The organism is Tateyamaria algicola, from assembly GCF_047715485.1.
Lineage (GTDB): Bacteria > Pseudomonadota > Alphaproteobacteria > Rhodobacterales > Rhodobacteraceae > Tateyamaria.
In genome coordinates this window covers 2,293,492-2,319,217 of record NZ_CP180422.1, presented here as the reverse complement: position 1 = coordinate 2,319,217, position 25,726 = coordinate 2,293,492, and the positions used below count along the sequence as shown (strand labels likewise).

Sequence of the window (25,726 nt, the reverse complement as noted above, 5' to 3'; positions counted from 1 at the left end):
GGAGCAATCCGCGCCACCGCACCGGATTGCAGATTACGTCCCGTCCGGCGTGTGTTCGGCAAACATCTCGTTCACCTGCGCCTCGGTCATTTGCCTGCGGGCCTCGCCCCCGGCAAATGCGTAGGCGTCGGGTTTGAGGTCGATGTAGAGTTCGCCGTTGAACGGGATGCCCGCCACATCGTTGAGGGTGCCGAGGCCCACATGCATCTCTCCTTCCATCGGCCCTTGAGCGGTGACCCTGTAGAACAGGCTGCTGCCGCAGGTCTTGCAGAACACACGCTCGGCCCAAGGGGACGAAGCATAGGCGGTCAGGTTGTCGGCGCCCGTGATCTCCATCCCGTCCTTGGGCACGGCGACGGACATGAACACGCCGCCCGACCACTTGCGGCACATCCCGCAATGGCACGCGCCGGTTTCGGTGACGGGGGTGGTGATGGAAAACTGTACCGCGCCGCAGACGCAGGATCCGGTATGGGGCATGAGGCGTACTCCGATAAAAATGACTGGTTGCGTGCTAGCAAGGAGTACTGCCATTTTATGACAGGAGCCCGATTGCGGTTGCGTGTGGTGACAGGGCTTGCAATCCTTCGCGCAACCGACAGGAGGCCACATGTACAAAGTCATCGGAACCGTTAAAAGCCGGGCAATGCGCGTCATGTGGACGCTGGAAGAGCTGGGCCAGCCCTACACGTTGGTCGAGGCGACACCGCAGTCGGACATTGCGCGCCAATACAACGCCCTGGGCAAGATCCCCGCACTGATCGACGGTGATGACGTGCTGACGGACAGCGTGGCGATCATGACCTATCTGGCGGACAAGCATGCTGGTCTGACCGCCCCCGCAGGCACCCCGGCGCGCGCCCGGCAGGACGCCATGACCCTGTGGCTGATTGACGAGTTGGACGCGGCCTTGTGGACCAACACCAAGCACAGCTTTGCCTTGCCGGAAAAGCTGCGGGTGCCCGATATCAAACCCACCCTGCACAAGGAGTTTGCGCGGAACACCGACAAGTTCGCGGGGTTCCTCGAGGCATCGGGCGATTTCATCATGGGCGACGAGATCACCGTGCCGGACATCCTTGCCGTGCACTGTTTCGGCTGGGCCTTTGGGGCGCAGTTCCCGGAGTTGCCCGAACCAGTCAAAGCCTATTCCAAACGCTTGCGTGCCCGCCCGGCCTTTCGCGCGGCGGCCGCGCGCTAAGCCCTGAGGAAATCGACAACGCCCTGCCCCGCCTGACGACCGGTCGCAAAGCAGGCGGTCAGCAGGTAGCCCCCTGTGGGCGCCTCCCAATCCAGCATCTCGCCCGCGCAGAACACACCCGGTTTGGCCCGCAGCATCAGATCGGCATCGAGGGCTGCAAAGGGCACGCCCCCGGCTGTCGAAATCGCCTCGTCCATCGGGCGCAGACCGTCATGGCCGACATTCAGCTTTTTGAGCCTGCGGGCGGTGGCCACATCGCTGTCCGGCCACGGACGGCCCCATTCCTGCGCCAGCGCGATCTTGAGCGGGTCGAACTTGAGCGCCTTGCGCAGGTGGTTCGAGAAACTCGCCTTGCCGCGCGGCTTGCCGAGACGCGCGGCAACATCGTCCACGCTGAGGTCGGGCAGCAGATCGACGTAGAGCGGCGCGCCCTCGCGCACACCGCGCGACACGGAATAGATGCCGCCGCCCTCAAGCCCGCGTTGCGAAATCACCGCTTCACCCCGCGACCGGTAGGGCCCCGCGCGCCACGCCACGCCTTTCAGCGGCTGTCCGCGATGGCGCCACATGTGTTCGGACCACGAAACGGCAATGGCGGCATTTGCCGGGGCGAAAGAAGCGATGTCGACACCGGCAGAGCGCAACATGTCCGCCCAAGCCCCGTCCGAGCCAAGGCGCGCCCAGCTTGCGCCGCCCATGGCCAGAACACAGGCCTCGTGCGGGACAGTTTGCGGACCCTCGGGCGTGTCAAAGGTCAAAGCCTGCCCGTCCCATCCCATCCATCGCCAACGGGTGCGGCGTTCCACGCCCAGCGCCTCGAGCCGCGCCAGCCATGCGCGCAGCAGCGGCGACGCCTTCATCGCCTTGGGAAAGACACGGCCCGTGGATCCCTGAAACACCTCCTGGCCCAACCCGTTGGCCCAGTCCACGATTGCAGCGCTGTCAAACCCGGCGATGCAAGGTGCAAGGTGCGGGGCCGCGTCCGTGTAGTGGGGCAGCATGTCGGCCAGCGCTTCGGCCTTGGTCACGTTCAGACCGGATTTGCCCGCCATCAGGAACTTGCGCCCAAGCGATGGCTTGGCGTCATAGACCGTCACGCTCAGCCCGGCTTCGGCCATGACTTCGGCAGCGGCCAACCCGGCGGGGCCGCCACCGATGACGCCAACGCGGCTCATTCGGCGCGCGTGCGCAATTCGCCCGTCAACTCGACAGTGCGATGTGGGTAGGGGATGGTGATGTCGTTTTCCTTGAGCGCGTTCCAGATCAGGAACAGCACGTCGGACGTGTATTTGTTCGGCCCGTCATCAATGCCGTTGACCCAGAACTCCACCGCGAAATCGATGCCGCTGTCGCCAAACCCGCGCAGCTCGCAATCCGGCGGATAGGGCGCATCCAGCACCTCGGGGTGTTTGGCCACTGCCGCCTCGATCATCGCGGGGATCGCGTTGATGTCAGTGTCGTAGCTGACGGAAAACGGCGCCTCGTAGCGGTTGGCCGAACCGCTGTCGGAATAGTTCACCACACGGGTTGTGATGAAATCCTCGTTCGGGACAACGATCCAGCGGCCATCGTAGGTTTCGAGGATGGCCGCGCGCGCCGTCATCTTGACGATGGTGCCCGCCTCGCCCCCGTCGAGTTCGACATAGTCGCCGACGGTCGCCTGCCCCTCGACCAGAAGAATGACGCCTGAGATGAAGTTCGATGCGATCTTTTGCAGGCCAAAACCAAGCCCCACACCGATGGCACCGCCCAGCACGGCCAAAGCCGACAGGTTGATCCCCATGATGTTCATCAGCACGAGGAAGGCGACGGCAAAGATCGTGAACTCGATCGCCTTGGCCACCAGTTGGCGCAGCGACGGGCGCATGTCTTCCTGTTTCTGGATAAAGTCGGTGGACTGGCTGTTGGACCACTGCCCGAGCCAGAAAATCACACCGCCCACCACGACAAACTGGATCAGCCACAGCAGGTTGAAGGACAGGTTGCCCAGCGGCACGATTGTCGCCTCAAGCCGCGTGGCGACCGGTTCCAGCAGCCCCAGCGCATAAAGGCCTGCAATCGGCAGCAGCACATAGCGCCCGAGCAGTTTCAGGAACGGATCGCTGACGATATCGCGCACCATCGCCCGCACGGCGAGGAACAGGAACACCCGTTTGCCGAACGCGATCACCGCGCCACTGTCAAAGATCGAGCGCACGACGCTTTCGCCGATGCCGGTGAAGACATAGGCCAGCAAGGGCAGCAGCAGCGGCAGGAATTGCGCCACGAAGCGGCGCGCCTTGGCGATGATGCTGTCGTTTTCGCCGGGATCGAGCAGGCGTTGCAGGGTCGGCTGCAGGCGGCGCGTGACCAGCACGGCGGCGAGATAGGCCACCAGCAGCAGCCCGAATTGCGACCACGCTGCGGGGCTGAGCAGCCAGCTCATCGCCAGGTCCCAGCCCTGTTGGCCGTAGCCAACGATTGTCTGCACAATCTCCGGCTGGCTCTCCAGATCAAACTCCACCGCGCACCCCTTGCCTCACGCACCTGCCGCGTCAAATGTCATGACGCACGCCCTTTGCGCAAGAGACCTCGGACATGACAGATCCCATTTGCCCGCTTTGCCTGCGCCCGATCCCCGCGGATACGGCGCAAAGCGTGCATCATCTGATCCCCAAGCTGAAAGGCGGGAAAGGCGGGCCCACGGTGCTGCTGCACCACATCTGCCACCGCGAGATTCACGCCACCCTGACCGAGGCCGAACTGGCGCGCAACTTCAACACGCCGGACGCGCTGCGCGCCCATCCAAGGCTGGCAAAGTTCGTGAAATGGGTGGCCAAACGCCCGCCCGGCTTTGGCTCAAAGGTGCCCGGCGCGCGGCGCAAGCGCTGAACTAAGGTGACGTATCGCCCGGGCGGTCCTTGGGTCTGCGCCGGGGCAGGGTCGTGGGCTTGTCGCACAGGCGTTTTCGCACATCGCCCAAAGCCTGGATCACCAGAAGTTGGACACGCTGTTCCCGGCTGAGCGGTTTTGTGCGCCTTGACGTCTGAGAGAGTGGTTTGAGCGACAGGTCAAGGCGCTTGATGTACTGATCCCGAGCCATCTTGCCAAATAATACCACACCAGGGGCGTTGCACCGAATGGATTCGGGACCGCATCGGCAAGCAATCGCCTGTCGGTGGATCACCCCCCGGACGGGCACATGGCCTTGATCGCGTGCGCTGTGTCCTGCGACGCGGCAATGGTGTCATCGCACAGCGCCTTGGCCCGCGTCATCACATCCCCGTCCGTCACGATGTCGTCGATCAGCCCAAAGGACAATGCCCTGTCCGCGTCGATCTTTTGCCCGGCCAGCATGATGAGTTTGGTGCGTGCGGGACCGATCAGCGCGGCCATGCGTACGGGGTCGCTGGGCTGGGGCAGGTAGCCGAGTTTCATCACCGGGTAGAAGAACCTGGTTCCCGGCGTCGCGATCCGCAGATCGCAGGCCAGCACCATGCCGTTGGCCCCGCCCGCAACGGTGCCGTTCAGGGCCGCGACCGTCAGGCCGGGCAAGGCGGCAATGGCGCCTGACAGCTCTTCCCACAAGGGGGATGTGGCAAGGCCCGCCTTGGCCGCGTCCAGATCGGCACCCGCGCTGAACACCCGGCCCGTGCCTGTCAGGATGAGCGCGCGCGCGTCCTTTGCCGCAATGGCGACGTCACGCAGTTCGCGCAACATGTCTTCGGTCAGCGCGTTGGCCTTGTCAGGGCGGTTCAGCGTCACGGTCCAGATCGGCCCGCTGGAATCGATGTCAATCATGTCAGGCCCACCTTCTTGCGAATGTCCGGATCGCGAAGCGAGATTTCCTGTCCGATCCACGGGTCCGCTTCGGGCGAACACATCCAGAGCAGGGCGCGCGCAGGCCAGTCGGGCGGGATGTGGTCAGACCAGTCAAGCTGGCTGACCGGGTTGATGCCGCTCGCCTTGATCTCGCGCTGCATCTGCGTGGCGACGGTGCCGGGCGACAGGCCGATAGCGCGGATGCCATCGCCGCCGTTTTCCTTGTCCACGCAGCGCGTCAGCATCGCGGCCCCCGCCTTGGACGCGCAGTAGTGCGACCAGGCCTCGACCGGGCCATGTGCCGCACCCGAACTGATGGTAAAGATGCTGCCGCCACCGGCCTCAAGCATCACGGGCAACGCGGCGCGCATACCGTAAAAGACGCCCTTGAGGTTGATGTCGATCACATGGCCCCAGTCTTCGGGATCGGCTGTGGCAAGGTGGGAAATCGGCTCGACCGCCCCGGCATTGCCAATCAGCACATCGAGACCGCCAAACTGCGCGACGGTGCGCTGCACGGCGGCGTCGACATCCGCATATCGGCTGACGTCACAGGGCAGTGCGATGGCCTGTGCGCCAATCTCGGCCGCCAGTGCAGCAATCGCGGCCTCGCCCCGCGCGGCCAACGCCACATTGGCCCCGGCACGAGCAAACACGCGTGCCGTATCTGCGCCGATCCCGCGACTTGCCCCGGTGATGAGAACCGTCTTTCCGGTCAAATCCTGCATAGTGATGCCCCTTCGTCGTCTACCTTTGGTCTTGTGGTAGGGCGGGCGCGCGCCTACGTCCACCCTAGTAGCCTTGACGCATCCCGCGCACTGCCGGACGATGTGCCTATAGTCAGACGTAAGGATTCTTATATGCCCCGTATTTCCCTGATGTATCGCAGCACGGCCCTCGCGCTCTGCCTGCCCGCAACGGCAGCATTTGCCGACCTCACAGCCGACGATGTGTGGGCGGACTGGCAGTCCTACATGGCCAGCGCAGGCTACACCCTGACCTCGTCCGAGGCGCGTGATGGCGACACGCTGACCGTGTCCGACATGACCATGTCGATGGATTTGAGCGATGACACGGGCGACGGTACGATGACCGTTGCAATGGACGCCATCCGCTTTGTCGAGCAAGGTGATGGCAGCGTAGCCATCGAAGTTCCTGCCGAGACATCCTTTGACATGGCATTTGCCCCCGAAACGGGCGAAGACATCAAGGTCACCATTGATTTCACCCAGACGGACCCGGTCATGACCGCCACCGGCGATCCGGCCGAGTTGACCTATGAATACGGCGCCTCTGCGGCGGCGATGGTCATGTCGAACCTGACGGTGGACGGTGTCGGCATCGGCGAGGATATCGCCAAGGTCGATATCAACATGAGCGATCTGTCCTATGTCACCACCACCAGCGTCGGCGAGTTACGGAACATCGCGCAATCCATGGACGTGGCGGGCCTCAGCTATAACCTCAGCTTTACCGATCCCGAGGGCGAGGGATCAATCAAGCTGGTCGGCGCGATGCAGGGCCTGAATTTCGAAGGCGGCGGCGACTTGCCTCTTGAGACGGACACGCAGGACGTCAACGCCATGCTGAACGACGGTTTCGGCTTTGATGGTACGTTCACCACCACCAGCGGCAACTATGACATGTCGTTCAGCGGGCCCGACGGCAGCGGCACCGCCAACAGCGCGTCGCAAGGGGCCGATCTGCGCATGGCCTTCACATCCGACGGTCTACTTTATGACGTTGTGCAGAAAGACGTGACCACAAATGTGCTGCTGACCGAATTCCCCCTGCCGATTTCCTTTTCCGCCGCCGAAGTCGGCACGAACGTTCTGATCCCCCTCCAGAAGTCACCCGAGGAACAGGAGTTCGGCTTTGGCATCGGTCTGAGCGATTTTACCATGTCTGATGTCATCTGGGGTCTGTTCGATCCGGCAGGCACACTGCCGCGTGACCCGGCCACGCTGGTTCTGGACCTGAGCGGTCAGGCCAAGGTGCTGTTTGATTTCCTCGACCCCGCGCAGGCGGCCGTGCTTGAGGAAACAGGCGCCGTACCGGGCGAGTTGAACGCGCTGACGCTGAACACGCTCGAGGTCGATGCCGCAGGCGCGCGCCTGACCGGTGCGGGTGATTTCACCTTTGACAACAGCGATCTGACCACGTTCGACGGTCTGCCCCGCCCCAAGGGCGGAGTGGATCTGACCCTGGTGGGCGGCAACGGGCTGATCGACAAACTGGTCGGCATGGGCCTCTTGCCGGAGGAACAGGCCATGGGTGCGCGCATGATGATGGGCCTTTTTGCCGTACCGGGTGAGGGCGAGGATACACTGAATTCCCGCATCGAAGTGAACGACGAAGGCCACGTGCTGGCCAACGGTCAGCGCATCCGCTGAGACAGACTTGGCCGGGGCGGGCCGATGGTGCCCGCCCTTGCGCCCATGCGTTTGCACCGCTACCTGATGCCCAAGCCAGCGGAGCATCGCCCATGACCCCTTCCGACTTATCGACCCTGACGCAGCGCCTGATCGAGGCCGCCCGTAACGCAGGCGCCGACGCGGCGGATGCAATGGCCGTTCAGGGCACGTCGGTTTCGGTGGATGTGCGCGCCGGGGCACTGGAACAGGCGGAACGGTCCGAAGGGATCGATCTGGGCCTGCGGGTGTTTGTGGGTCAGAAACAGGCCAATGTGTCCTCGTCCGATGCCTCGGACCGCACTGTGGAAGAGATGGCCGCCCGCGCCGTGGCCATGGCCAATGAAGCCCCCGATGATCCCAATGCAGGGCTGGCAGAGGCGGATCAACTGGCAACCGATTGGGACATCGACGCGCTGGAATTGTACGACGCCACGCCCGAACCCAGCCCCGATGCGTTGCAAGCCGATGCGTTGGCCGCCGAAGCCGCCGCGATGGACGTGGCCGGTGTCACGCAGGTGCAGCAGGCGACGGGGGCCTATGGGTCGCGCGATATCTGGCTCGCTGCGTCAAACGGGTTTTCCGGCGGCTACAGCCGGACCGACCGCGCGCTGAGCTGTGTGGCGATCAGCGGCACCGGTGCCGGGATGGAGCGGGACTACAGCGGCGACAGCCGTATCTTTCAGTCCGACCTGCGCGATGCCGCCGAGATCGGGCGCGAGGCGGCAGAACGCGCCGTGGCACGCAATGGCGCGCGCAAGCCCCCCACGGGGGCGTTTCCGGTTCTCTTTGACGAACGCATCGCCTCCTCGTTGATCGGTCATTTGCTGGCGGCTGCCAATGGCAGCAGCATCGCGCGCGGGGCGTCCTGGTTGCGGGACCTGCTGGGCGAACAGGTGCTGCCCGCAGGCATCAACCTGGTCGAAGACCCGCACCGCCCAAGGACCAGCGGCACCCGCCCCTTTGACGCCGAGGGCCTACCCACACGTCGTCGCGCTATTGTCGAAGACGGAGTTCTGACGGGCTGGACCCTTGATCTGTCATCGGGGCGCAAGCTGGGCATGCCCTCGACCGCCAATGCGGCGCGCGGCACATCCTCGCCGCCCGGCCCGTCGAACTGGAACGTCGCCCTCGATCAGGGCAGCGCCAGCCGCGAGGATCTGATCCGTGACATGGGCACGGGGCTGCTGGTCACGTCGATGATCGGCTCGACCATCAATCCCAATACCGGGGATTATTCGCGCGGGGCGGCGGGTGTATGGATCGAAAATGGCGAGGTCACCTATCCCGTCAACGAATGTACCATCGCGGGCAGCCTGCCGGACATGCTGCGCAGCCTGGTGCCTGCCAATGATGCGCGCACGCATCTGTCACGCGTTGTGCCCTCGCTCCTTGTGCCGGGGATGACCCTTGCCGGCAGCTGATCTGCCTTTGCTCATGGACGCCGCGCGCGTCGCAGGCCGGGTGGCGTCCAGCTATTCCGGCCCGACCGCTGCGCGCTGGGACAAACCGGGCGGTGCAGGCCCCGTGACCGAGGCTGATCTGGCGGTGAACGCTGTCCTGGAATCCACCCTGCGCACGGCGCGCCCCGACTATGGCTGGTTGTCCGAAGAAACCGAGGATGACGAATGCCGCCTGGGCCGGGACACCGTGTTCATCATCGACCCAATCGATGGCACCCGCAGCTTTGTCGAAGGCGCGCGCACCTGGGCCATCTCAATCGCCGTGGCCCATCGTGGCGCTGTGACCGCCGCGGCGATCTACCTGCCGTTGCGGAACAAGCTGTATGCCGCGGGTCTGGGTGCCGGTGCCTCGCTGAACGGATCAGACCTGACGGTGACAACGCAACCGATGAGCACCGACAGCACGGTTCTGGCAGCGCGCCCCAACCTCGAGGCCAAGAACTGGCGGGGTGAGGCGCCCGCAATCGATCGCCATTATCGACCCTCACTCGCCTATCGTCTGTCCCTTGTGGGCGAAGGAAAATTCGACGCAATGCTGACGCTGCGCCCGAGTTGGGAATGGGACATCGCCGCCGGTGCCCTGATCGTGGAAGAGGCCGGGGGCACCATCACGGACCGCACCGGCGCGGCCCTGAGGTTCAACAATCCCTACCCGACACTGAACGGCGTTCTTGCAGCAGGCCCGCCCCTGCACGGCGCATTGGCCGCACGGCTGGGCCCCCACCCTGCTTGACCACCCTTCCCAATTGCGCAAACTGCGCGAGACTCCGCTCAACCCCGCTTTGCAAAGGAACATCCCATGCCCCAGCGCCTGCACCTCGTTTTCGGTGGTGAATTGGTGGACCCATCCAAGAACGTGTTCAAAAACGTGGATGACCTGCACATCGTGGGGATTTTTCCCGATTACGCCAGCGCCTACGACGCCTGGAAATCCGAAGCGCAGCGGACCGTGGACAACGCCCACGCCCGTTACTACATCGCGCACCTGCACCGCCTTCGGGACGAGGAAAACGCAGCCACCTCGACCGAAGAGCTGGGCTGACGCAGCCCGTGCGGGGATCTCTGGGGCTGTCGGCCTACCGGACCCTGTCCGGTCGGCGCGCGCCGCCCGACTACGTGCCCGAACACGCCCGCCCCCGGGGCGAACTGGTGTGGATCCACGCCGCAGAAGAGGGCAACAACCGCGCCCTCAACGACCTGGCCCACCGTCTTGCGGGGTCACGGCACGGCTGCCACGTGATGATCACCGCCGAACATGGACAGATCGGCAAACGCGGCAATGACGCGGTGCTGTGCGAGGCGCTGCCGCCCGACCACCCCAGCGTGACGGATGTGTTCCTGAAACACTGGCAACCGGATGTGGTGATCTGGGCCTGGGGCGGACTACGACCCAACCTGATCCTGTCCGCGGCCCAAAGCGGGGCCTACATGATGCTGGTCGACGCCGCCCGTGACGGATTTGACCGCCGCCGCGACCGCTGGTTGCCCGAAGTGCCCCGCCGCCTTCTCGCGCAGTTCCACAAGGTCATGGCCCGCGATTCCGAGGCACATCTGCGCATCGCCCAACTTGGCCGCCCGCTCGAACTGATCGAACTGACCGAGCCTCTGCATCCGTTCGGACGCATGTTGCATGCCGCCGACAGCGATATCACGGATGTGACCGAAGCATTGGGGGGCCGCCCTGTCTGGCTTGCCACCGGTGCGCCCCTCTCCGAGGCACATACCGTTCTGGCCGCGCACAAGCTCTCGCTCAAGGCATCGCACCGCCTGCTGCTGATCCTGCAGATTGCGGATCATGCGGACGCCGGTGGGGTGTGCGACATCGCGCGCGACATGGGCCTGCGCATTGCCTCCTGGGGCGCGGGCGAATTGCCGGATGACAACTGCCAGGTGTTGCTGGCGGACTCGGCCGATGATCTGGGGCTGTGGCTGCGCGTTGCGCCGGTGACCTTTCTGGCGGGATCGCTGCGTGCAGGGCACGAGGTCTGCGACCCCTACAGCGCGGCGGCGCATGGCACGGCGCTGATCTATGGCCCCAATCTGGGCGGTCACGCAGATGCGTTCACACGGCTGATGAATGCGGGCGCGGCCCGGATCGTCAACAGTTCGGACACGCTTGGCCGCGCGGTCAGCCAGATGATCGCCCCCGATCAAGCGGCCCAGATGGCCATGGCCGGATGGGAGGTCGTGACCCAGGGCGCTGACAGCCTTGATCGCATCATCGACCTCGTTCAGGCGCAACTCGATGGCGTGGAAGGCGGGGCCGCATAATGCGCGCCCCGGGCTTCTGGACATCCCCCGAAGGGCCGCGTGACTGGCGCGCACGCCTGCTGTCGCCAATTGGTGCGCTGTATGCCCGCGCCACGGCGCGCCGCTTGGCGGGGGGCGCCCGTACCCGCCTGCCCGTTCACGTGATCTGCGTGGGCAACATCAATGCGGGCGGCACCGGTAAAACACCAACCGTCATGGCCCTGGTCGAACGGTTGCGCGATGCCTTTCACGATCCGCATATCATCAGCCGCGGCTATGGCGGCACACTCGAGGGGCCGGTAGAGGTCGACCCGGCACGACACCGCGCGGATCAAGTGGGCGACGAGCCGCTCCTGCTGAGCGCGTTTGCCCGCACGTGGGTGGCGCAGGATCGGGGCGCAGGCGCGCAGGCGGCGGTGGAGGCCGGGGCCACGGTCATCGTGCTGGATGACGGCTTCCAGAACCCCAGCCTCGCATATGACCTGTCCATCGTGGTGGTGGACGCGGAAACCGGTTTCGGCAACGGGCTCTGCCTGCCTGCCGGGCCTTTGCGCGAACCTGCAAGCGTCGGTCTGGCCCGCGCCGATCTGCTGCTCTCCATCGGGTCAGAGGGCGCCCAGACACAATTCGACAGCACGCCCTTGCCCGCGACCCTGCCCCGTGTCCGCGCCGAACTCGCCCCGCTGCAAACCGGCATGGACTGGACAGACACACCGCTGATCGCCTTTGCGGGGATCGGGCGGCCCGAAAAATTCTTCGACACGCTCCGCTCGCTTGGCGCCACGCTGTTGCGCACCGAAGCGCTGGCCGACCACCAACCGCTGTCCCAGGCGTTTCTCACCCGGCTCGAGAGTGAAGCACGTGCAACAGGCGCACAGCTGGTCACCACGGAAAAGGACGCGGTGCGCTTGCCTGCCAGCTTCCGCGCCAAGGTCATCACCCTGCCCGTGCGCCTGACCTTTGAAGAGACGGACATCTTGGACAGCGCGCTCGCGACCCTGGCCAAACCCTGACCTTCTCTGTTCCAGGAAAATCCCCGCCGGAGGCATGTGCCAGAAGGGTCTGAAAAGGCCCTTCTGAATAAAATCGCGTGGCGCGGCAGCGCCTCTATTCGACAGCAGCCTCAGTCGTCTTCACCAAGTTTGGGCGCGGGACGGTGCAAGGCCAGGGCCGCATCGGAAAACTGAACTGGCGTGCGAATGCCGGGCACACCATCGAGTTCAATCTGCATGCCGCGCGCCTGCACCTGCGGGTCCGCCATCACGTCGCCCAGATCGTTGATCGGCCCTGCCGGAACACCCTCGGCCTCACACGCCGCCAGCAAATCGGCACGACTGCGCAATACGGTCGCCGCCGTCAGCTTGCGTGTCATCTCGTCCCGGTTGGCAATGCGGTCCGCATTGCGCAGGAACGCAGGCGCCTCGGCCATGTCATCCAGCCCCAGCAGCCTGCACAGGCGCTGATACTGCGCATCGTTGCCGGTGGCGATGATGATATGCCCGTCCGCGCAGTCAAACACCTGATAGGGCGTGAGGTTCATATGCGCGTTGCCCATGCGCCCCGGTGCCACGCCGCTGGTCAGATAGTTCATGGCCTGATTGGCCGTCACCGCCACGGCCACATCCAGCAGGGCCATGTCGATATGCTGCCCCCGCCCCGTCTGGCTGCGCTGGTGAATGGCTGCCAGAATGGCCGTGGTCGCATAGATGCCGGTAAAGATATCGGTGATCGCAACGCCGGATTTCTGCGGCTGCCCTTCGGGCTCGCCCGTGATCGACATCAGGCCCGACATGCCCCGAATGATGAAATCGTACCCTGCGCGATGCGCGTAAGGTCCAGTCTGTCCGAACCCCGTGATCGAGCAATAGATCAGCGCCGGAAACCGGTCCTTCAGCGACTCGTAATCCAGCCCGTACTTGGCCAGCCCGCCAACCTTGTAATTCTCGATCAGGATGTCGGCGCTTGCGATCAGCTCCAGCAGCCGCGCGCGCCCCGCCTCTTGCCGAAAATCGATCACGACAGATGCCTTGCCGCGATTGGTCGAATGGAAATACGAGGCCGACACGTCCTCGTCCCGGGTGACAAAGGGTGGGCCCCATTGGCGCGTGTCATCACCGCGCGGCGCCTCGACCTTGATCACCTCGGCCCCAAGGTCAGAAAGCGTTTGGCCGGCCCATGGGCCGGCCAGCACACGTGCGAGTTCCACAACGCGAAGCCCCGCAAGGGGCCCCGCAGGCCGTTCAACCATCAGCTGCCTGCAGCTTCTTCGATCAGGTTGACCATCTCGGGATAGGCCATGTTGTTGTATGTGGTGCCATTGATGACAAAACTGGGGGTGGAGCGGATGCCGTCCGCTTCTGCGTTGCCCTGATACCAGGCCACCAGTGTGCGCAGGCTCTCCGCATCCGTCAGGCAAGCCTCGATCGTGTCGCCATCAAGACCCGCCAAGCGGCCAATCTTGCGCAACTCATCCGCGATCACCGCCGGATCACCACCGCCCGCACGGCTCCATTCGGCTTGCGAGGCATAAAGCATGTCGGTGATGCCAAAGAACGTCTCGGTCGTGCCCGCGCAGCGCGCAATGGCCGAAGCCCACAAACCGAAGCGATCGAAATAGACTTCGCGGTAGATGAAGTTGATCTTGCCCGTGTCGATATAGTCCGCCTTCAACTGCTTGAACGGCCCTTCATGGAAGCGGCCGCAATGGGGGCAGGTATAGCTCGCATATTCGATGACGGTCACCGCCGCATCCGGGTTCCCGATCATCATCTCGACCACGCCGGATGTGTCGATATCGTCACTTGCCGTTTGCGCGTTCGCGGCCCCCAGCAGGCTTTCGGCCTGCGCCTGCTGCTGTGGTGTCGGCCCGCTCGTCTGCGTCGACGAATACCAGAAATAGCCAGCCACGCCGATGATCACGGCAAGGACGGGAATGATGCGCTTCATGTGCGTGTTCCTTGTTTTTCTTTTGTCAGGATGTTCGCGCCCAGCCGCTCGAGGGCTGCGCGCAATGTCTCGTCTTCGACCGGGGCCACAACCTTGCCTGCCGCTTTGTGCATTTCGGGCGCGGGGTCTTTCGGGCCGGTGTCCTTGGGCCTGTGATCAAACGCCACGCGGCCTTCGGCGAACCCCGTGGCCGCTGTCTGCGTGATCCGAATGCGCGCAATGGCGTTGTAGCCATAGACCGCGTTCACCTTTTCGCGCAACTGGTCCTTTTGCATCTCGAGCATCGGGGCCTGCGCGCCGGTGGTCAGCAATGTCAGCGTCGCGCCCATGCCACCCCGGCCATAGCTGACCTCGACAGGGCGGGCGACCGCCGCCACGTCGGCCCCGGCCACCTCGGCCCAGTCGGTCAAAAGGCGGCTTTGTGCGAACCCACGGCTTTCGCTGGCCTGCCGGATTCGCCCGGTCAGCAGCGATGCTGTCCGTTTGAACCCTTTTGTAGTGGCGCGGCGCGGGGCCATGGCTATGTTCTCCTTCACTTGAATTTGAACATAGAGGATGACGGCGTGAGCAACCAGCCGTCACCACATCCGGAGTCATAAATCTTGCGTGACCTGAGCGATCATCTGTTGGATTGGTACGATGTGCATGCCCGCGCGATGCCATGGCGGGTGCCGCCTGCTGACAAACAGGCCGGTGTGCGCCCGGATGCCTATGCCGTCTGGATGTCAGAGATCATGCTGCAACAGACCACCGTTGCCGCCGTCACCGCCTATTTTCAACGCTTCATCGCGCGTTGGCCAACCGTGGCCGATCTGGCCGCAGCAGAGGATGCAGAGGTGATGGGCGAGTGGGCGGGCCTTGGCTATTACGCCCGTGCGCGCAACCTGTTGAAATGCGCCCGCGCCGTTGTGGCCGATCATGGCGGTGCGTTTCCAGCCGATCACGCGGCCCTGCTCAAACTGCCGGGCATTGGGCCCTACACGGCGGCGGCCATCGCCTCTATCGCGTTCGACCTGCGCCACACCGTGGTGGACGGCAATGTCGAACGTGTCATGGCCCGCATGTTTGACGAACACACGCCCCTGCCCGCGGCCAAGCCTATATTGACCGCCCATGCCGAACGCCTGACCCCCGATAAGCGCCCGGGTGACTACGCGCAGGCGGTCATGGACCTGGGGGCGACCATCTGCAGCCCCAAGAACCCGGCCTGTGGTATCTGCCCCTGGCGCGATCCTTGCCGCGCGCGTGACAAAGGCACCGCGCCCGAACTGCCGAAAAAGACCCCGAAAAAGGCCAAGCCTGTGCGCCACGGCACTGTCTATCTGGCACAACGCAGCGACGGCGCATGGCTGCTGGAAACGCGCCCCGACAGCGGGTTGCTGGGCGGCATGCTGGGCTGGCCCGGATCGGACTGGGTCGATGCCAGCGGGCCGCGCCCCACCAAACCTCCGCTCGACGCGGATTGGGTAAAACTGCCGGGCGAAGTGCGTCACACGTTCACCCATTTTCACCTGCTGTTGGATGTGATGGTGGCAGAGGTGCACGAGACGGCGACAGGCACCTTCCTGCCGCGCGACCAGTTTCGCCCATCCGATCTGCCGACAGTGATGCGCAAAGCCTTCGATCTGGCGCAGAAATAGGGCGCGGCGCAGCGTCACGCTTGGCAGGCGGTCGCATCGCGCTTTATGTTTTTCACGCGCGCAAACCGAGGAACCCAGATGATCCTACCCCCACAGACCGTGGCCAAACTGCAAAACGCCCTGCCTTTTGCCATGTCGTTCCTGTTGATCCCGCTGGCGATCCTCACAGCCATCTATGGCGGCTGGACGGTGATCCTGTTGCCAGTGGTGACGTGGTACATGTTTTCGATCCTCGATCTGGCGGTGGGTCTGAACACCGACAATGCCGATCTGGACACGACCGAGGACGAGTTGTTCTGGTACCGCGCCATCACAACCGCCTGGGTCCCTGCGCAATTCCTGATGCTGTTTGGCCTGATCGCCTACGTGGCGCCCGCCGAACACCTCAACACATTCGAGAAGATCGCCGTGTTCTTTGGCGTTGGGGTAGTCACCGGCACGGTCGGCATCAACTACAGCCACGAGCTGATGCACCAGAAGAACAAGCTTGAGCGTTGGCTGGGCGATGCGCTGTTGGCCATGGTGCTCTACTCGCACTTCCGCTCGGAACACCTGCTGGTGCATCACCGCTATGTCGCCACACCACGCGATCCGGTCACGGCGCGTCTGGGCGAGAGTTTCTACCGCTTTTACCCGCGCGTGCTGAAACAGTGCTTTCATTCGGCATGGAATGCGGAAAAGGCGATGCTGGCGCGCAAGGATCTGCCATCGAGCGACTTTTCAAACCCGTTCTGGAAATATGCGGGCCTGCAACTGATCTGCTTTGTGCTGGCCTTTGCACTGGGTGGCTGGGCCGGGGTCGGTCTGTTCATCGTGCAGGCCGGTGTCGCGATCTGGCAGCTTGAGCTTGTGAACTACATCGAACATTACGGCCTGACCCGCAAACATCTGGGCGACGGCAAGTACGAGCACGTCCAGCCACGTCATTCGTGGAATGCAGCGCACAAGGCGTCGAACTGGCTGCTGATCAACCTGCAGCGGCACTCGGATCACCACTACAAGCCCGACCGCCGCTTTCCCGTCCTGCAAAACTATACCGAGGCGGACGCGCCGCAACTGCCCTACGGCTATCCGGTGATGACCATCGCCGCGATGATGCCGCGTATCTGGCGGCGCGTGATGAACCCGCGGGTGAACAAGTGGCGCGAGATGTACTACCCCGAGATCACCGACTGGACAGCCTATAACAAGGCAGCCAATCCGCTGCCGCGATAGGGCCGGTTCAGCCCGGTTCCATTACCGTTTCGGGCGTCAGATGTCGCGCGAGGTGGTCGTGGATTTTCTGACGCGTCAGCGCCTCGTCCCCGGACATTGCGGCATCCAGAATCTGCTGGTGGTGCTTGATGTTTTCCGAGATGAAATCGAACGCCTTGTCCTCGACCATTAGCTGCTGGCGGAACTGGCAGTAGACCTGGTTATGTGCCGCGCGCAAAACGTCGGACCCACAGGCCGAGATAAGGGTTTCGTGAAACTGACGTTCGGCGGCGAACCACAAATCGACGAACGGTGTCGTATCGGTCGCAGATTGCAGCCGCATCTCGAGATGGCTGAGCTGATGATGCGCGGCCGTCAGGCGCGCCTCCCATGCGACGCCACCCATGCGAATGGACATGGCCGTTCCTTCCGCCTCGAGCAGCACACGCAGATGAGTTAACTGGTTGAGAACCTTGCGAGATTTCTCTGGCACACGAAATCCGCGCTGTTCGCGAAACTCGACCAGGCCAAGGGTGGACAGCCGGAACAGAACCTCGCGTATCGTGCTGGCAGAACAGCCGAATTCCACCCGCAAATGCTCGGCTTTGACCTTCTGGCCATGTTCGAATCCGTTGGTCATCAACCGGTGCCGCAGGATCTCAAATATGTCGGCGTCGTAGGACATGTGGGGCCGTAGGGAATCGCTTCGTATCCCCGACTTAAATCATAAAATCTCGAAATTTCAACGAAATCTCAAAAATCAGCCGAATTTCACTTTTTGTGTTGTCGTGCTGGAAATCTGCGCTTAGCCTTTCCTTACGGTGCGTCAAAGAGGGCAAAAGATCCTTGCCGTGCGCATGTGCGAATTGTCTGGGAGGAAAACATGACATTCATGAAAAAGGCGGCATCTGTCGCTGTCGCGGCCACACTGGCTGCAACCGGCGCGATGGCAGACGGCCACGCCGAAACCAAACTGCGGATTCAAACCCACTATGCGCCTGAAACTGTGTCGGGCAAGCTGGCAGCGCAGTATGTCGAAGACATTCAGACCATGTCTGGTGGCGGCATTCAGGTCGAGATGTTCTACAGCTCGTCCGTTGTGAAGTCGGTCGAGACATTCGACGCGGCAGCCACGGGTATTCTGGATTGCGACATGACGGGCGGCGGGTATCAGACCGGCAAGAACTCGGCGTTCCAGTTCGTGGGCGACATCATGGGCGGCTATGAAACGCCTTACCAACAGCTGAGCTGGCTGTATTTCGGTGGCGGTCGTGAAGCGGCGGCACCGCTGTACAACAAGTATGGCATGGAGCTGATCGGCTGGTGGGTTTACGGCCAGGAATCTTTTGCCTCGTCCAAGCCGATCGAGAAGGTTGCCGACTTCAAAGACTGGAAATTCCGGTCGCCCCCGGCATGGAAACCAAGATCTTTGAAAAGCTGGGCGCCTCGCCCATCGTGATGGACTTCACCGAGATCTTTACCGCTCTGGAAACAGGCATCATCGACGGTGCGGACGCCTCTGGCCTCGCCAACAACGTCGGCCTTGGTCTCTATGACATCGTGAAGTACGCCAACTTCCCCGGCTTCCACTCGATGCCTTCGGATCACCTGGCGTGCAACAAGGCCGTGTTCGACGCGATGCCCGAAGCGCACCAGACCATCATGAAGGTCGCCATGGAAGCGCTGGCACTGCGCACCGCCCTGACGTTCGAGAAAAAGAACGCCGAAGCGGCGGCACAACTGCGCGCCGACGGTGTGACACTGAGCCAGTGGGCGCCTGAAGAACTGCAGAAGTTCCGTAACGCGGCACAGGCCACATGGCCCGAGTTCGCCGACACGCCGGAAGCCAAGGCGCTGGTCGAAGCGCACCTGAGCTACCTGACGCAGCTCGGCCTCGTGTCCGAGTAAGCGACTTTTGGGGCCCTGCACGCGCGGGGCCCCATACTGACCCGAGGCTGACGGCAAGACCGGGCCGGGATTTTCCACGACAAGAGGGGGATATGAAGATGCAGGTGCGCTCCGGCACTCCAGTTGAATGGCTTGTGCCACTGGCCTTTATCTTGTGCGCAGGTTGGGTGATCTGGCACATGCCTGCCTTTACCCTGACATTTTATCCGCCCACTGACCCGTCCCAATTCGATAAACTGTCGGCGCTGTTTCAGCGTGTTGACGTCAGTTCCGGCCTTGGCGGCCTGTTTGGCGGTTTTGCCGACGTTGTCGACTGGCTGGCCCTGATCGGCATCCCCGTCACCGCCTATTTCGGCGTGCGCACCGTGCGGCGCGCTGGCATGGAGTTTGAAAGCTGGAAGCCAGCCGACCGCCTCGCCGTGTTCATTGGCCGCGTCACCATGATGCTGATTGTTATCCTGACCGGTGTGATGCTGTTCGAGGTGCTGCTGCGCTACGTGTTCGAAGCGCCGACGCTTTGGGCCAACGAGATGAGCCTTTGGCTGGCCGGGTTCGTTTTCCTGTGCGCGGGCCTTTATGCCATGCAGCAACGCAGCCACATCCGCATTGTCCTCCTTTATGACGCCGTGCCGCGCAACGTGCAGCGTGTGTTCGACGTGATTTCGACCCTGTGCATCATCATCTTCGCCTTCTTCCTCTGCTACGGCGGCTATGGTGAGGCCTTTGACAAGTTCTATCGCTGGGAAACCTTTGGCACCGCCTTTGACCCGCCCATCCCCGCAACCATGAAACCCATGGTGCTGCTGATCGTGTCGCTTGTGGCCCTGCAGGCCGTCGTCAACCTGATCTCGGACTGGAACAAGGACGAGGTGCACTACGGCGGCGAAGACCTCGACGAAGAAGAAATTGAGCGTATCAAAGCGCAAGTGGCAGGGGACTAAGTCATGGACGTCGGAACAATTTCTCTGGTCCTGATGCTGGGCCTGATCCTGCTGCTGGCCATCGGCATGCCGCTTGGCTTTGCCTCGGCCTTCATGGCCGTTGCCGTGCTGTTCATGAAATTCGAGCCTGCGCTGCTGATGAACCCGTCGCTGTGGGGCGAGGGCCTGTTGACCGGGCGCCCGGGATCCGGGCCGCTGAACATCCTGCCGCAACGAATATACGGCGATGTTTTAACCAGTTACGTCCTCATATCCATTCCGCTGTTCATCTTCATGGCCGCCCTGCTGGAGCGGTCGGGCATCGCCAAGGAGATGTATTCATCGCTGAACGTCTGGCTGAACCGCACGCGCGGCGGCATCGCTATCGTGACGTCGATCATGGCCGTGATCATGGCCGCGATGTCGGGGATCATCGGGGGCGAGGTCGTCTTGCTGGGCCTGATCGCGCTGCCGCAGATGCTGCGGCTGGGCTACAACCAGAACCTCGCCATTGGTGTGATCTGTGCTTCGGGGTCACTTGGTACGATGATCCCGCCGTCGATTGTTCTGATCATCTATGGCCTCATCACCGAAACCTCGATCAAGGCGCTGTTCACTGCCGCCTTTATCCCCGGTTTCATGCTGGCCTCGTTCATCATCATCTACATCATCATCCGCACCACGCTGAAACCAGAGGACGCGCCACTGCCCGAGGAAACGATTGCCAAGCGGCTGGCGGCCTTGGACGGCATTGCAGACCTGACTGACGAGGAAAAAGCCGAAAAAGCGGACCTTCTGGCCGAACAGGCCGACCTGGAATCGCAGCCCCGAGGGGCCGAAAAGTGGAAGCTGTTTGGCGCATTCCTGAATGTCGTTCTCGCAGGGTTCACCGCCGCACTGTTCCTGCGTGCGTCGTTCTTTGAGTTCTCCGGCTCGAACGCGGCCAATACGGGCGACGCGGCATTCTGGGGAACGGCAGAGTATATCGGGATTTTTGCCGGCATGTTCGTGGCCTCGATGGGTCTGGCCTTCTTTGTGTTCGGGCGCGCGCGCACCGCGACGGGCTGGTCCATGGGCAAGGGCCTCGTGCCGCCCATCGTCGTGATCGGTGTCGTCATGGGGTCGATCTATGGCGGTATCACCGGCATCACCGAGGCGGCGGGCATGGGCGCGATGGCAGTCTTTGTGATCGCTGTTCTGCGGGGCGAGGCATCGTTCGAACTGGTCTGGGATTCGCTGATGCGGACCCTGAAATCGACCGGTACAATCGTGTGGGTGACCATTGGGGCCACCGCCCTTGCCGGGGCCTACACCATCGCAGGCGGTCCGAACTATGTGGCCGACTTTATCGTCGGATCGGAATTGCCGACGATGGTCGTGATCCTGTTCATGATGCTGATCCTGCTGTTCATGGGTGCGTTCATGGATTGGGTCGGTATCGTGCTGCTGATCATCCCGGTGTTCCTGCCCATCGTGCTGAAGCTGCCGCTGGACGAGATTGGCCTGTTCGGAGAGTTGAACCCGCGCCATGTCGCGATCTGGTTCGGGGTGGTGTTCTGTATGAACATGCAGGTGAGCTTCCTTTCGCCACCCTTTGGCCCGGCGGCCTTCTACCTCAAGTCCGTGGCACCGCCGCACATCACGCTGACCGATATCTTCAAAGGGTTCCTGCCCTTCATCGGGATCCAGCTGATCGCGCTGTCGGTGTTGCTGATCTGGCCACCCATCATCTCGATCCTGCTATAGAGGTGACCCATGCTGACCACGGCCCAAGTGACGCAGTTCCGCACTGACGGGTATTTGGTCATCGAAGATGTTTTGCCCGCCCCTGTTCTTGATGGGGTGCGTGCAGAATATGCCGATCTGATAAACACGCTCTACACCAGCTGGCACGCCGAGGGGCGCGTGCCGGATGGCACAGGCATGGATTTCTGGGGCAAGCTGAGCGCGTCTTATGCGGTGGGCTGCGACTGGTTCCAGCCCATGGACATCAGCCTGCCGGGGGGAGAGATCACACCTGATTGCCCGATGCATTTTGGCCCTGCGATCTTTGATCTGGTGTTCCATGACCGGTTGCTGGACCTCGTCGAGGACCTGATCGGCCCTGAAATCACCTCCAACCCGATCCAGCATGTGCGCATCAAGCCCCCGGCCCCGGAGCTGGCGGCAGACGAAATCCGGGCGCATATCACCGCCACCGACTGGCATCAAGATCGCGGTGTGGGGCACGAGGATGCGGACACCACCGACATGGTCACGGCCTGGGTCGCAATCACCGATGCAATGATCGAAAACGGCTGTCTGCAAGTCGTGCCCGGCATTGACGGTGGTCTGTTGCCCCATTGCCCGCAGGTGCAGACCGCCATTGCGCCCAGACACCTCGACACAGGCCGCGCCGTGCCCCTGCCTGTCAGGGCGGGGGGTGTCGTGTTGTTCCACCCGCTTGTCCCGCATGCATCGCTGCCCAACCTGTCGGATGGGTTCCGCTGGTCTTTCGATCTGCGCTTTAACGTGACGGGGCAGCCCACGGGGCGCGATCACTTCCCCAGCTTTGTGGCCCGCAGCCGTGCGGCACCTGAAACCGCCCTGCGCGATTGGCGTGTCTGGCGCGATGCCTGGCACAATGCGCGCAGCCGCCTTGCAACAACCCCGCATTTCCCCATACACCGATGGGCATCCGACGCCCCCTTTTGCGCCTGAGGCCCCATGGATTTCATCCGCCTTGATCCATCCGACACCGTCGTGACCGCCACCCGCGCCTTGCAGGTTGGCGTTGCAGTCGACGGCGTGGCCACGCGCGCCCTGATCCCGTCGGGGCACAAGATCGCAACGGTGGGTATGGCCAGCGGCACAGCGATCCGAAAGTACGCACAAGTCATCGGCTATGCCGCCGCAGACATTGCAGCGGGCGATCACGTCCACACCCACAACGTGGAGTTCCGCGCAACGGACGTGGAGTACGAATTCGGCACCAACCTGCGCCCGGTCCCGCCCGCAACGGGCGATACGTTCATGGGCTACCGCCGCGAGAACGGTCAGGTGGGCACGCGCAACTACATCGCGATTGTCACGTCCGTGAACTGTTCAGCCACGGCGGCGCGGATGATCGCGGCGCATTTCACGCCCGAGGTGCTGGCCGATTATCCGAACGTTGATGGCGTTGTCGCCTTTGTCCACGGCACGGGCTGTGGCATGGCTGGTGATGGCGACGGGTTCGAGGCGTTACAGCGCGTCATGTGGGGCTATGCGGCGCATCCCAACCATGCGGCTGTCTTGATGGTTGGCCTCGGCTGCGAGATGAACCAGATCGACTGGCTGCTTGAGGCGTGGGGGCTGAAGCAGGGGCCGACATTCCAGACCATGAACATCCAGTCCGTCGCCGGACTGCGCCGCACGGTGGAAAAGGGGATCGAAAAGGTCGCCGCGATGCTGCCCATCGCCAATGGCGCCGTGCGCACGGAGTGCCCGGCGTCGGAGTTGAAGGTGGCCCTGCAATGCGGCGGGTCGGATGCGTGGTCGGGCATCACCGCGAACCCGGCGCTGGGCTATGCGACCGATCTGCTGGCGGCCCAGGGCGGCACCGGTGTGCTGGCCGAAACGCCCGAGATTTACGGGGCCGAGCATTTGTTGACGGCCCGTGCGGTGGATGAGGCAACAGGTGAGCGGTTGCTGGACCTGATCCGGTGGTGGGAGGATTACACGGCCCGCAACAAGGGCAGCATGGACAACAACCCCTCCCCCGGCAACAAGGCCGGTGGGCTGACCACGATCCTGGAAAAGTCGCTGGGGGCTGCTGCCAAGGGTGGCACGACCCCCCTGACCGGTGTCTACAAATACGCCGAGATCGTGCGCGCGCGCGGTTTCACCTTCATGGACAGCCCCGGCTATGACCCGGCCTCTGTCACCGGGCAGATTGCGGGCGGGTGTAACCTTGTGTGCTTTACGACCGGGCGGGGGTCTGCCTTTGGCTCGAAACCCAGCCCGACGATCAAGGTTGCGACCAACACCGAGATGTTCAACCGCATGACCGAAGATATGGACGTCAACGCGGGCGCGATGCTGAGCGATGGTGTGAGCCTAGAGGAGAAAGGGCGCGAGATTTACGAGCTGTTCCTGCGTGTGGCGAGCGGCGAGATGAGCAAATCAGAGGCGCAAGGGCTGGGGGATTACGAATTCGTGCCCTGGCAAATTGGCGCGGTGATGTGATGGAGTGTTTGAGCGCTGCGCAAAAGGCGCATTTCGAAGAGCATGGCTATCTGCTGGTCAAAGATCAGATCCCGCCGGAGTGGTTGCAAAAGATCAGGGACGAGATCACTCGGTTCGAGGCCGAAGCGGCGACGATGACCACCAGCAATGAACGGCTGGACCTGGAGGACAGCCACACCCCTGATGATCCGCGCCTGCGCCGGATCAAGCTGCCCCATACGATTTCGGATGTGATGCGCGAGTTGATGTATTCGGACCATGTGCTGGCCCCGGCCCGCGACCTGATCGGCCCGAACCTGCGCCTGCACACGACCAAGCTGAACATGAAGTCAGCGGGCTATGGTGCCGCCGTCGAATGGCATCAGGACTACGCGTTTTACCCGCACACCAATGACGACATCCTCGCCATAGGTATCTGCATCGACGACATGGCCTCGGAAAACGGGCCGCTGATGGTTTACCCGGGCTCGCACAAGGGGCCGGTGTTTGATCACCATGTCGATGGCGTGTTTGCCGGTGCGATGCTGCCCGAGGAAAACGGGCTGAACCCAACGGATGCGGTGGAACTGACCGGCCCTGCGGGTTCGATCAGCATCCATCACGGGCGGATCGTGCATGGCTCGGCCCTCAACACCAGCGACCGTGCGCGGCGCATTCTGTTTTACGAGATGATGGCAGCGGATGCCTTTCCGATCATGGGCAGCATGACGAAGTGGGACGGGATCGAAGACTACAACACCCGCATGCTGTGCGGGGAGCCGACGCTGACGCCTCGCCTGAAAAATATTCCGATCCGCATTCCGCAACCACAGCCGGATGTGCCGATCTCGATCTATGAAATCCAGAAGGGGCTGAAGACACGCGCCTTCGACACAATTCCGGGAAAAGGAAACGACACATGAGCAAACCGACAATCGGATTTATTGGCCTGGGCCTGATGGGGGGTGCCATGGTGGGGCGTCTGCAGGATCAGGGATACGCCCTGACGGTGATCGCCAACCGCACCCGCACCTATGTGGATCAGGCCGTGGCACGCGGCGCGAGTGAAGTCACAACAGCCAAGGACGTGGCCGCCGCCAGCGACATCGTGATGCTGTGCATGGACACGTCGGCCAATGTCGAGGCGCGGATGCGCGGGGCAGAGGGCGTGATTGCGGGGCTGAAGCCCGGTGCGGTGGTGATTGATTTCGGCACCTCGTTGCCCGGATCGACCCGCGCGTTAGGCGAAGAGGTGGCTGCCGCTGGTGGGCATTATCTGGACGCGCCGCTGGGCCGCACGCCTGCCCATGCCGTGGACGGGTTGCTGAACATCATGTGCGCAGGCGATGAGGGCGCGTTCAACACCGTCCGCCCCGTGCTGGACGATCTGGGCGAAAACGTCTTTCACCTCGGCGCGCTGGGGTCGGGGCACACGATCAAGCTGATCAACAACTTCTTTGGCATGACGGTCGCCAACGCGATGGCCGAGGCGTTCGCGATGGCGGATGTGATGGGCGTAGACCGGCAACAGGCCTATGACGTGATGGCTGCGGGGCCGCTCAAGTCAGGCATGATGGATTTCGTCAAAGGCTATGGCGTTGATGGTGATCCGAACCAACTGGCCTTTGCGATCAAGAACGCGGCCAAGGATGTCGGGTATTACGCGCAGATGGCATCGGATGCTGGGGCGGAATCGATCATGTCGAAATGCGCCCTCGGGGCGCTGAGCGATGCGCGCGACAGTGGCCGGGCCGACGACATGGTATCGCAAATGGTGGACTACTACGCCGACAGGTTCAAAGGCTGA

General features: G+C 63.0%; 26 protein-coding genes and 1 pseudogene. 17 read left to right on the top strand and 10 right to left on the bottom strand.

What is annotated here, in order from left to right; translation table 11 throughout:
* Window positions 1–33: 33 nt before the first annotated feature.
* Complete coding sequence (locus ACMHLQ_RS13745) at window positions 34–480, bottom strand: GFA family protein (protein WP_415401223.1); 447 nt, start codon at window positions 478–480, stop codon at window positions 34–36.
* Window positions 481–610: 130 nt separating this feature from the next.
* Here ACMHLQ_RS13745 and ACMHLQ_RS13740 point away from each other — a divergent pair, with 130 nt between their 5' ends.
* On the top strand, window positions 611–1,201 hold the full coding sequence (locus tag ACMHLQ_RS13740) for a glutathione S-transferase family protein (RefSeq protein ID WP_415401221.1): 591 nt from the start codon (window positions 611–613) through the stop codon (window positions 1,199–1,201).
* Here the strand turns inward: ACMHLQ_RS13740 and ACMHLQ_RS13735 are convergent.
* Both ACMHLQ_RS13735 and ACMHLQ_RS13730 read right to left on the bottom strand, forming a co-directional pair.
* Entirely contained in the window at window positions 1,198–2,376 is a 1,179-nt protein-coding gene (locus tag ACMHLQ_RS13735) for a TIGR03862 family flavoprotein (protein WP_415401220.1), read from the bottom strand. The genes ACMHLQ_RS13740 and ACMHLQ_RS13735 overlap by 4 nt on opposite strands.
* On the bottom strand, window positions 2,373–3,704 hold the full coding sequence (locus ACMHLQ_RS13730; protein WP_415401219.1) for a mechanosensitive ion channel family protein: 1,332 nt from the start codon (window positions 3,702–3,704) through the stop codon (window positions 2,373–2,375). Before ACMHLQ_RS13730 ends, ACMHLQ_RS13735 begins: the two co-directional genes overlap by 4 nt.
* A gap of 74 nt (window positions 3,705–3,778) precedes the next feature.
* Between ACMHLQ_RS13730 and ACMHLQ_RS13725 the strand changes: the two genes are divergently transcribed.
* Window positions 3,779–4,072 (top strand): HNH endonuclease, encoded by a 294-nt coding sequence (locus tag ACMHLQ_RS13725; protein ID WP_415401218.1) that lies wholly within the window; start codon window positions 3,779–3,781, stop codon window positions 4,070–4,072.
* Between the two features lies 1 nt (window position 4,073).
* Here the strand turns inward: ACMHLQ_RS13725 and ACMHLQ_RS13720 are convergent, their stop codons facing one another.
* The 3 genes from ACMHLQ_RS13720 to ACMHLQ_RS13710 form a co-directional block, all read right to left on the bottom strand.
* The gene (locus ACMHLQ_RS13720; protein WP_415401217.1) at window positions 4,074–4,283 is read right to left on the bottom strand and encodes a hypothetical protein; all 210 of its coding nucleotides are present in this window, start codon (window positions 4,281–4,283) and stop codon (window positions 4,074–4,076) included.
* 80 nt (window positions 4,284–4,363) lie between these two features.
* Window positions 4,364–4,981, bottom strand: a complete 618-nt coding sequence (locus ACMHLQ_RS13715; RefSeq protein WP_415401216.1) for an enoyl-CoA hydratase/isomerase family protein — start codon at window positions 4,979–4,981, stop codon at window positions 4,364–4,366.
* Complete coding sequence (locus tag ACMHLQ_RS13710) at window positions 4,978–5,730, bottom strand: SDR family oxidoreductase (RefSeq protein WP_415401215.1); 753 nt, start codon at window positions 5,728–5,730, stop codon at window positions 4,978–4,980. Before ACMHLQ_RS13710 ends, ACMHLQ_RS13715 begins: the two co-directional genes overlap by 4 nt.
* 132 nt (window positions 5,731–5,862) lie before the next feature.
* Here ACMHLQ_RS13710 and ACMHLQ_RS13705 point away from each other — a divergent pair, with 132 nt between their 5' ends.
* The 6 genes from ACMHLQ_RS13705 (at window position 5,863) to lpxK (ending at window position 12,139) form a co-directional block, all read left to right on the top strand.
* Complete coding sequence (locus tag ACMHLQ_RS13705; protein ID WP_415401214.1) at window positions 5,863–7,395, top strand: DUF2125 domain-containing protein; 1,533 nt, start codon at window positions 5,863–5,865, stop codon at window positions 7,393–7,395.
* Between the two features lie 92 nt (window positions 7,396–7,487).
* Entirely contained in the window at window positions 7,488–8,837 is a 1,350-nt protein-coding gene (locus tag ACMHLQ_RS13700; RefSeq protein WP_415401213.1) for a TldD/PmbA family protein, read from the top strand.
* A complete protein-coding gene (locus tag ACMHLQ_RS13695; protein ID WP_415401212.1) occupies window positions 8,824–9,609 on the top strand; it encodes a 3'(2'),5'-bisphosphate nucleotidase CysQ in 786 nt (261 codons plus the stop codon). The genes ACMHLQ_RS13700 and ACMHLQ_RS13695 overlap by 14 nt, the downstream gene beginning before the upstream one ends.
* A 66-nt stretch (window positions 9,610–9,675) precedes the next feature.
* Entirely contained in the window at window positions 9,676–9,918 is a 243-nt protein-coding gene (locus ACMHLQ_RS13690) for a DUF4170 domain-containing protein (RefSeq protein ID WP_415401210.1), read from the top strand.
* An 8-nt stretch (window positions 9,919–9,926) separates the two neighbouring features.
* Complete coding sequence (locus ACMHLQ_RS13685; RefSeq protein WP_415401209.1) at window positions 9,927–11,147, top strand: 3-deoxy-D-manno-octulosonic acid transferase; 1,221 nt, start codon at window positions 9,927–9,929, stop codon at window positions 11,145–11,147.
* Window positions 11,147–12,139, top strand: coding sequence for a tetraacyldisaccharide 4'-kinase (lpxK, locus tag ACMHLQ_RS13680; RefSeq protein WP_415401208.1), 993 nt, complete (start codon window positions 11,147–11,149; stop codon window positions 12,137–12,139). The genes ACMHLQ_RS13685 and lpxK overlap by 1 nt, the downstream gene beginning before the upstream one ends.
* Before the next feature lie 110 nt (window positions 12,140–12,249).
* Here the strand turns inward: lpxK and ACMHLQ_RS13675 are convergent, their stop codons facing one another.
* The 3 genes from ACMHLQ_RS13675 to ACMHLQ_RS13665 are packed head-to-tail and all read right to left on the bottom strand — an operon-like array spanning window position 12,250 to window position 14,590.
* On the bottom strand, window positions 12,250–13,374 hold the full coding sequence (locus ACMHLQ_RS13675) for a CaiB/BaiF CoA transferase family protein (protein WP_415401207.1): 1,125 nt from the start codon (window positions 13,372–13,374) through the stop codon (window positions 12,250–12,252).
* Window positions 13,374–14,072, bottom strand: a complete 699-nt coding sequence (locus tag ACMHLQ_RS13670) for a thioredoxin domain-containing protein (protein WP_415401206.1) — start codon at window positions 14,070–14,072, stop codon at window positions 13,374–13,376. Before ACMHLQ_RS13670 ends, ACMHLQ_RS13675 begins: the two co-directional genes overlap by 1 nt.
* Window positions 14,069–14,590 (bottom strand): DUF721 domain-containing protein, encoded by a 522-nt coding sequence (locus ACMHLQ_RS13665; protein WP_415401205.1) that lies wholly within the window; start codon window positions 14,588–14,590, stop codon window positions 14,069–14,071. The genes ACMHLQ_RS13670 and ACMHLQ_RS13665 overlap by 4 nt, the downstream gene beginning before the upstream one ends.
* Before the next feature lie 138 nt (window positions 14,591–14,728).
* Here ACMHLQ_RS13665 and ACMHLQ_RS13660 point away from each other — a divergent pair, with 138 nt between their 5' ends.
* Entirely contained in the window at window positions 14,729–15,712 is a 984-nt protein-coding gene (locus tag ACMHLQ_RS13660; protein ID WP_415405283.1) for an A/G-specific adenine glycosylase, read from the top strand.
* 78 nt (window positions 15,713–15,790) lie between these two features.
* Complete coding sequence (locus ACMHLQ_RS13655) at window positions 15,791–16,927, top strand: alkane 1-monooxygenase (RefSeq protein ID WP_415401204.1); 1,137 nt, start codon at window positions 15,791–15,793, stop codon at window positions 16,925–16,927.
* Window positions 16,928–16,934: 7 nt separating this feature from the next.
* On the opposite strand, the gene ACMHLQ_RS13650 is transcribed toward ACMHLQ_RS13655, so the two are convergent.
* Entirely contained in the window at window positions 16,935–17,546 is a 612-nt protein-coding gene (locus ACMHLQ_RS13650; RefSeq protein ID WP_415401203.1) for a GntR family transcriptional regulator, read from the bottom strand.
* Between the two features lie 243 nt (window positions 17,547–17,789).
* Between ACMHLQ_RS13650 and ACMHLQ_RS13645 the strand changes: the two are divergent.
* From ACMHLQ_RS13645 to ACMHLQ_RS13615, 7 genes and pseudogenes are all read left to right on the top strand, one after another.
* Window positions 17,790–18,814, top strand: a pseudogene (locus tag ACMHLQ_RS13645) (TRAP transporter substrate-binding protein).
* 98 nt (window positions 18,815–18,912) lie between these two features.
* Window positions 18,913–19,755, top strand: a complete 843-nt coding sequence (locus ACMHLQ_RS13640) for a TRAP transporter small permease subunit (RefSeq protein WP_415401202.1) — start codon at window positions 18,913–18,915, stop codon at window positions 19,753–19,755.
* 3 nt (window positions 19,756–19,758) lie between these two features.
* Window positions 19,759–21,480 (top strand): TRAP transporter large permease, encoded by a 1,722-nt coding sequence (locus ACMHLQ_RS13635; protein ID WP_415401201.1) that lies wholly within the window; start codon window positions 19,759–19,761, stop codon window positions 21,478–21,480.
* Between the two features lie 9 nt (window positions 21,481–21,489).
* Window positions 21,490–22,434 (top strand): phytanoyl-CoA dioxygenase family protein, encoded by a 945-nt coding sequence (locus ACMHLQ_RS13630; RefSeq protein ID WP_415401199.1) that lies wholly within the window; start codon window positions 21,490–21,492, stop codon window positions 22,432–22,434.
* 6 nt (window positions 22,435–22,440) lie between these two features.
* Window positions 22,441–23,940 carry a UxaA family hydrolase gene (locus tag ACMHLQ_RS13625; protein ID WP_415401198.1) on the top strand — a complete coding sequence of 500 codons (1,500 nt, stop codon included), beginning with the start codon at window positions 22,441–22,443 and terminating at the stop codon, window positions 23,938–23,940.
* The gene (locus tag ACMHLQ_RS13620; protein ID WP_415401197.1) at window positions 23,940–24,842 is read left to right on the top strand and encodes a phytanoyl-CoA dioxygenase family protein; all 903 of its coding nucleotides are present in this window, start codon (window positions 23,940–23,942) and stop codon (window positions 24,840–24,842) included. The genes ACMHLQ_RS13625 and ACMHLQ_RS13620 overlap by 1 nt, the downstream gene beginning before the upstream one ends.
* On the top strand, window positions 24,839–25,726 hold the full coding sequence (locus ACMHLQ_RS13615; protein ID WP_415401196.1) for an NAD(P)-dependent oxidoreductase: 888 nt from the start codon (window positions 24,839–24,841) through the stop codon (window positions 25,724–25,726). Before ACMHLQ_RS13620 ends, ACMHLQ_RS13615 begins: the two co-directional genes overlap by 4 nt.

Excerpts from the sequence above, each read along its gene's own strand:
- ACMHLQ_RS13745 (WP_415401223.1), bottom strand. The coding sequence starts at position 480 with ATGCCCCATACCGGATCCTGCGTCTGCGGCGCGGTACAGTTTTCCATC.
- ACMHLQ_RS13740 (WP_415401221.1), top strand. The coding sequence starts at position 611 with ATGTACAAAGTCATCGGAACCGTTAAAAGCCGGGCAATGCGCGTCATG.
- ACMHLQ_RS13735 (WP_415401220.1), bottom strand. The coding sequence starts at position 2,376 with ATGAGCCGCGTTGGCGTCATCGGTGGCGGCCCCGCCGGGTTGGCCGCT.
- ACMHLQ_RS13725 (WP_415401218.1), top strand. The coding sequence starts at position 3,779 with ATGACAGATCCCATTTGCCCGCTTTGCCTGCGCCCGATCCCCGCGGAT.
- ACMHLQ_RS13720 (WP_415401217.1), bottom strand. The coding sequence starts at position 4,283 with ATGGCTCGGGATCAGTACATCAAGCGCCTTGACCTGTCGCTCAAACCA.
- ACMHLQ_RS13715 (WP_415401216.1), bottom strand. The coding sequence starts at position 4,981 with ATGATTGACATCGATTCCAGCGGGCCGATCTGGACCGTGACGCTGAAC.
- ACMHLQ_RS13710 (WP_415401215.1), bottom strand. The coding sequence starts at position 5,730 with ATGCAGGATTTGACCGGAAAGACGGTTCTCATCACCGGGGCAAGTCGC.
- ACMHLQ_RS13705 (WP_415401214.1), top strand. The coding sequence starts at position 5,863 with ATGCCCCGTATTTCCCTGATGTATCGCAGCACGGCCCTCGCGCTCTGC.
- ACMHLQ_RS13700 (WP_415401213.1), top strand. The coding sequence starts at position 7,488 with ATGACCCCTTCCGACTTATCGACCCTGACGCAGCGCCTGATCGAGGCC.
- ACMHLQ_RS13690 (WP_415401210.1), top strand. The coding sequence starts at position 9,676 with ATGCCCCAGCGCCTGCACCTCGTTTTCGGTGGTGAATTGGTGGACCCA.
- lpxK (WP_415401208.1), top strand. The coding sequence starts at position 11,147 with ATGCGCGCCCCGGGCTTCTGGACATCCCCCGAAGGGCCGCGTGACTGG.
- ACMHLQ_RS13675 (WP_415401207.1), bottom strand. The coding sequence starts at position 13,374 with ATGGTTGAACGGCCTGCGGGGCCCCTTGCGGGGCTTCGCGTTGTGGAA.
- ACMHLQ_RS13670 (WP_415401206.1), bottom strand. The coding sequence starts at position 14,072 with ATGAAGCGCATCATTCCCGTCCTTGCCGTGATCATCGGCGTGGCTGGC.
- ACMHLQ_RS13665 (WP_415401205.1), bottom strand. The coding sequence starts at position 14,590 with ATGGCCCCGCGCCGCGCCACTACAAAAGGGTTCAAACGGACAGCATCG.
- ACMHLQ_RS13660 (WP_415405283.1), top strand. The coding sequence starts at position 14,729 with ATGCCATGGCGGGTGCCGCCTGCTGACAAACAGGCCGGTGTGCGCCCG.
- ACMHLQ_RS13655 (WP_415401204.1), top strand. The coding sequence starts at position 15,791 with ATGATCCTACCCCCACAGACCGTGGCCAAACTGCAAAACGCCCTGCCT.
- ACMHLQ_RS13650 (WP_415401203.1), bottom strand. The coding sequence starts at position 17,546 with ATGACCAACGGATTCGAACATGGCCAGAAGGTCAAAGCCGAGCATTTG.
- ACMHLQ_RS13640 (WP_415401202.1), top strand. The coding sequence starts at position 18,913 with ATGCAGGTGCGCTCCGGCACTCCAGTTGAATGGCTTGTGCCACTGGCC.
- ACMHLQ_RS13635 (WP_415401201.1), top strand. The coding sequence starts at position 19,759 with ATGGACGTCGGAACAATTTCTCTGGTCCTGATGCTGGGCCTGATCCTG.
- ACMHLQ_RS13630 (WP_415401199.1), top strand. The coding sequence starts at position 21,490 with ATGCTGACCACGGCCCAAGTGACGCAGTTCCGCACTGACGGGTATTTG.
- ACMHLQ_RS13625 (WP_415401198.1), top strand. The coding sequence starts at position 22,441 with ATGGATTTCATCCGCCTTGATCCATCCGACACCGTCGTGACCGCCACC.
- ACMHLQ_RS13620 (WP_415401197.1), top strand. The coding sequence starts at position 23,940 with ATGGAGTGTTTGAGCGCTGCGCAAAAGGCGCATTTCGAAGAGCATGGC.
- ACMHLQ_RS13615 (WP_415401196.1), top strand. The coding sequence starts at position 24,839 with ATGAGCAAACCGACAATCGGATTTATTGGCCTGGGCCTGATGGGGGGT.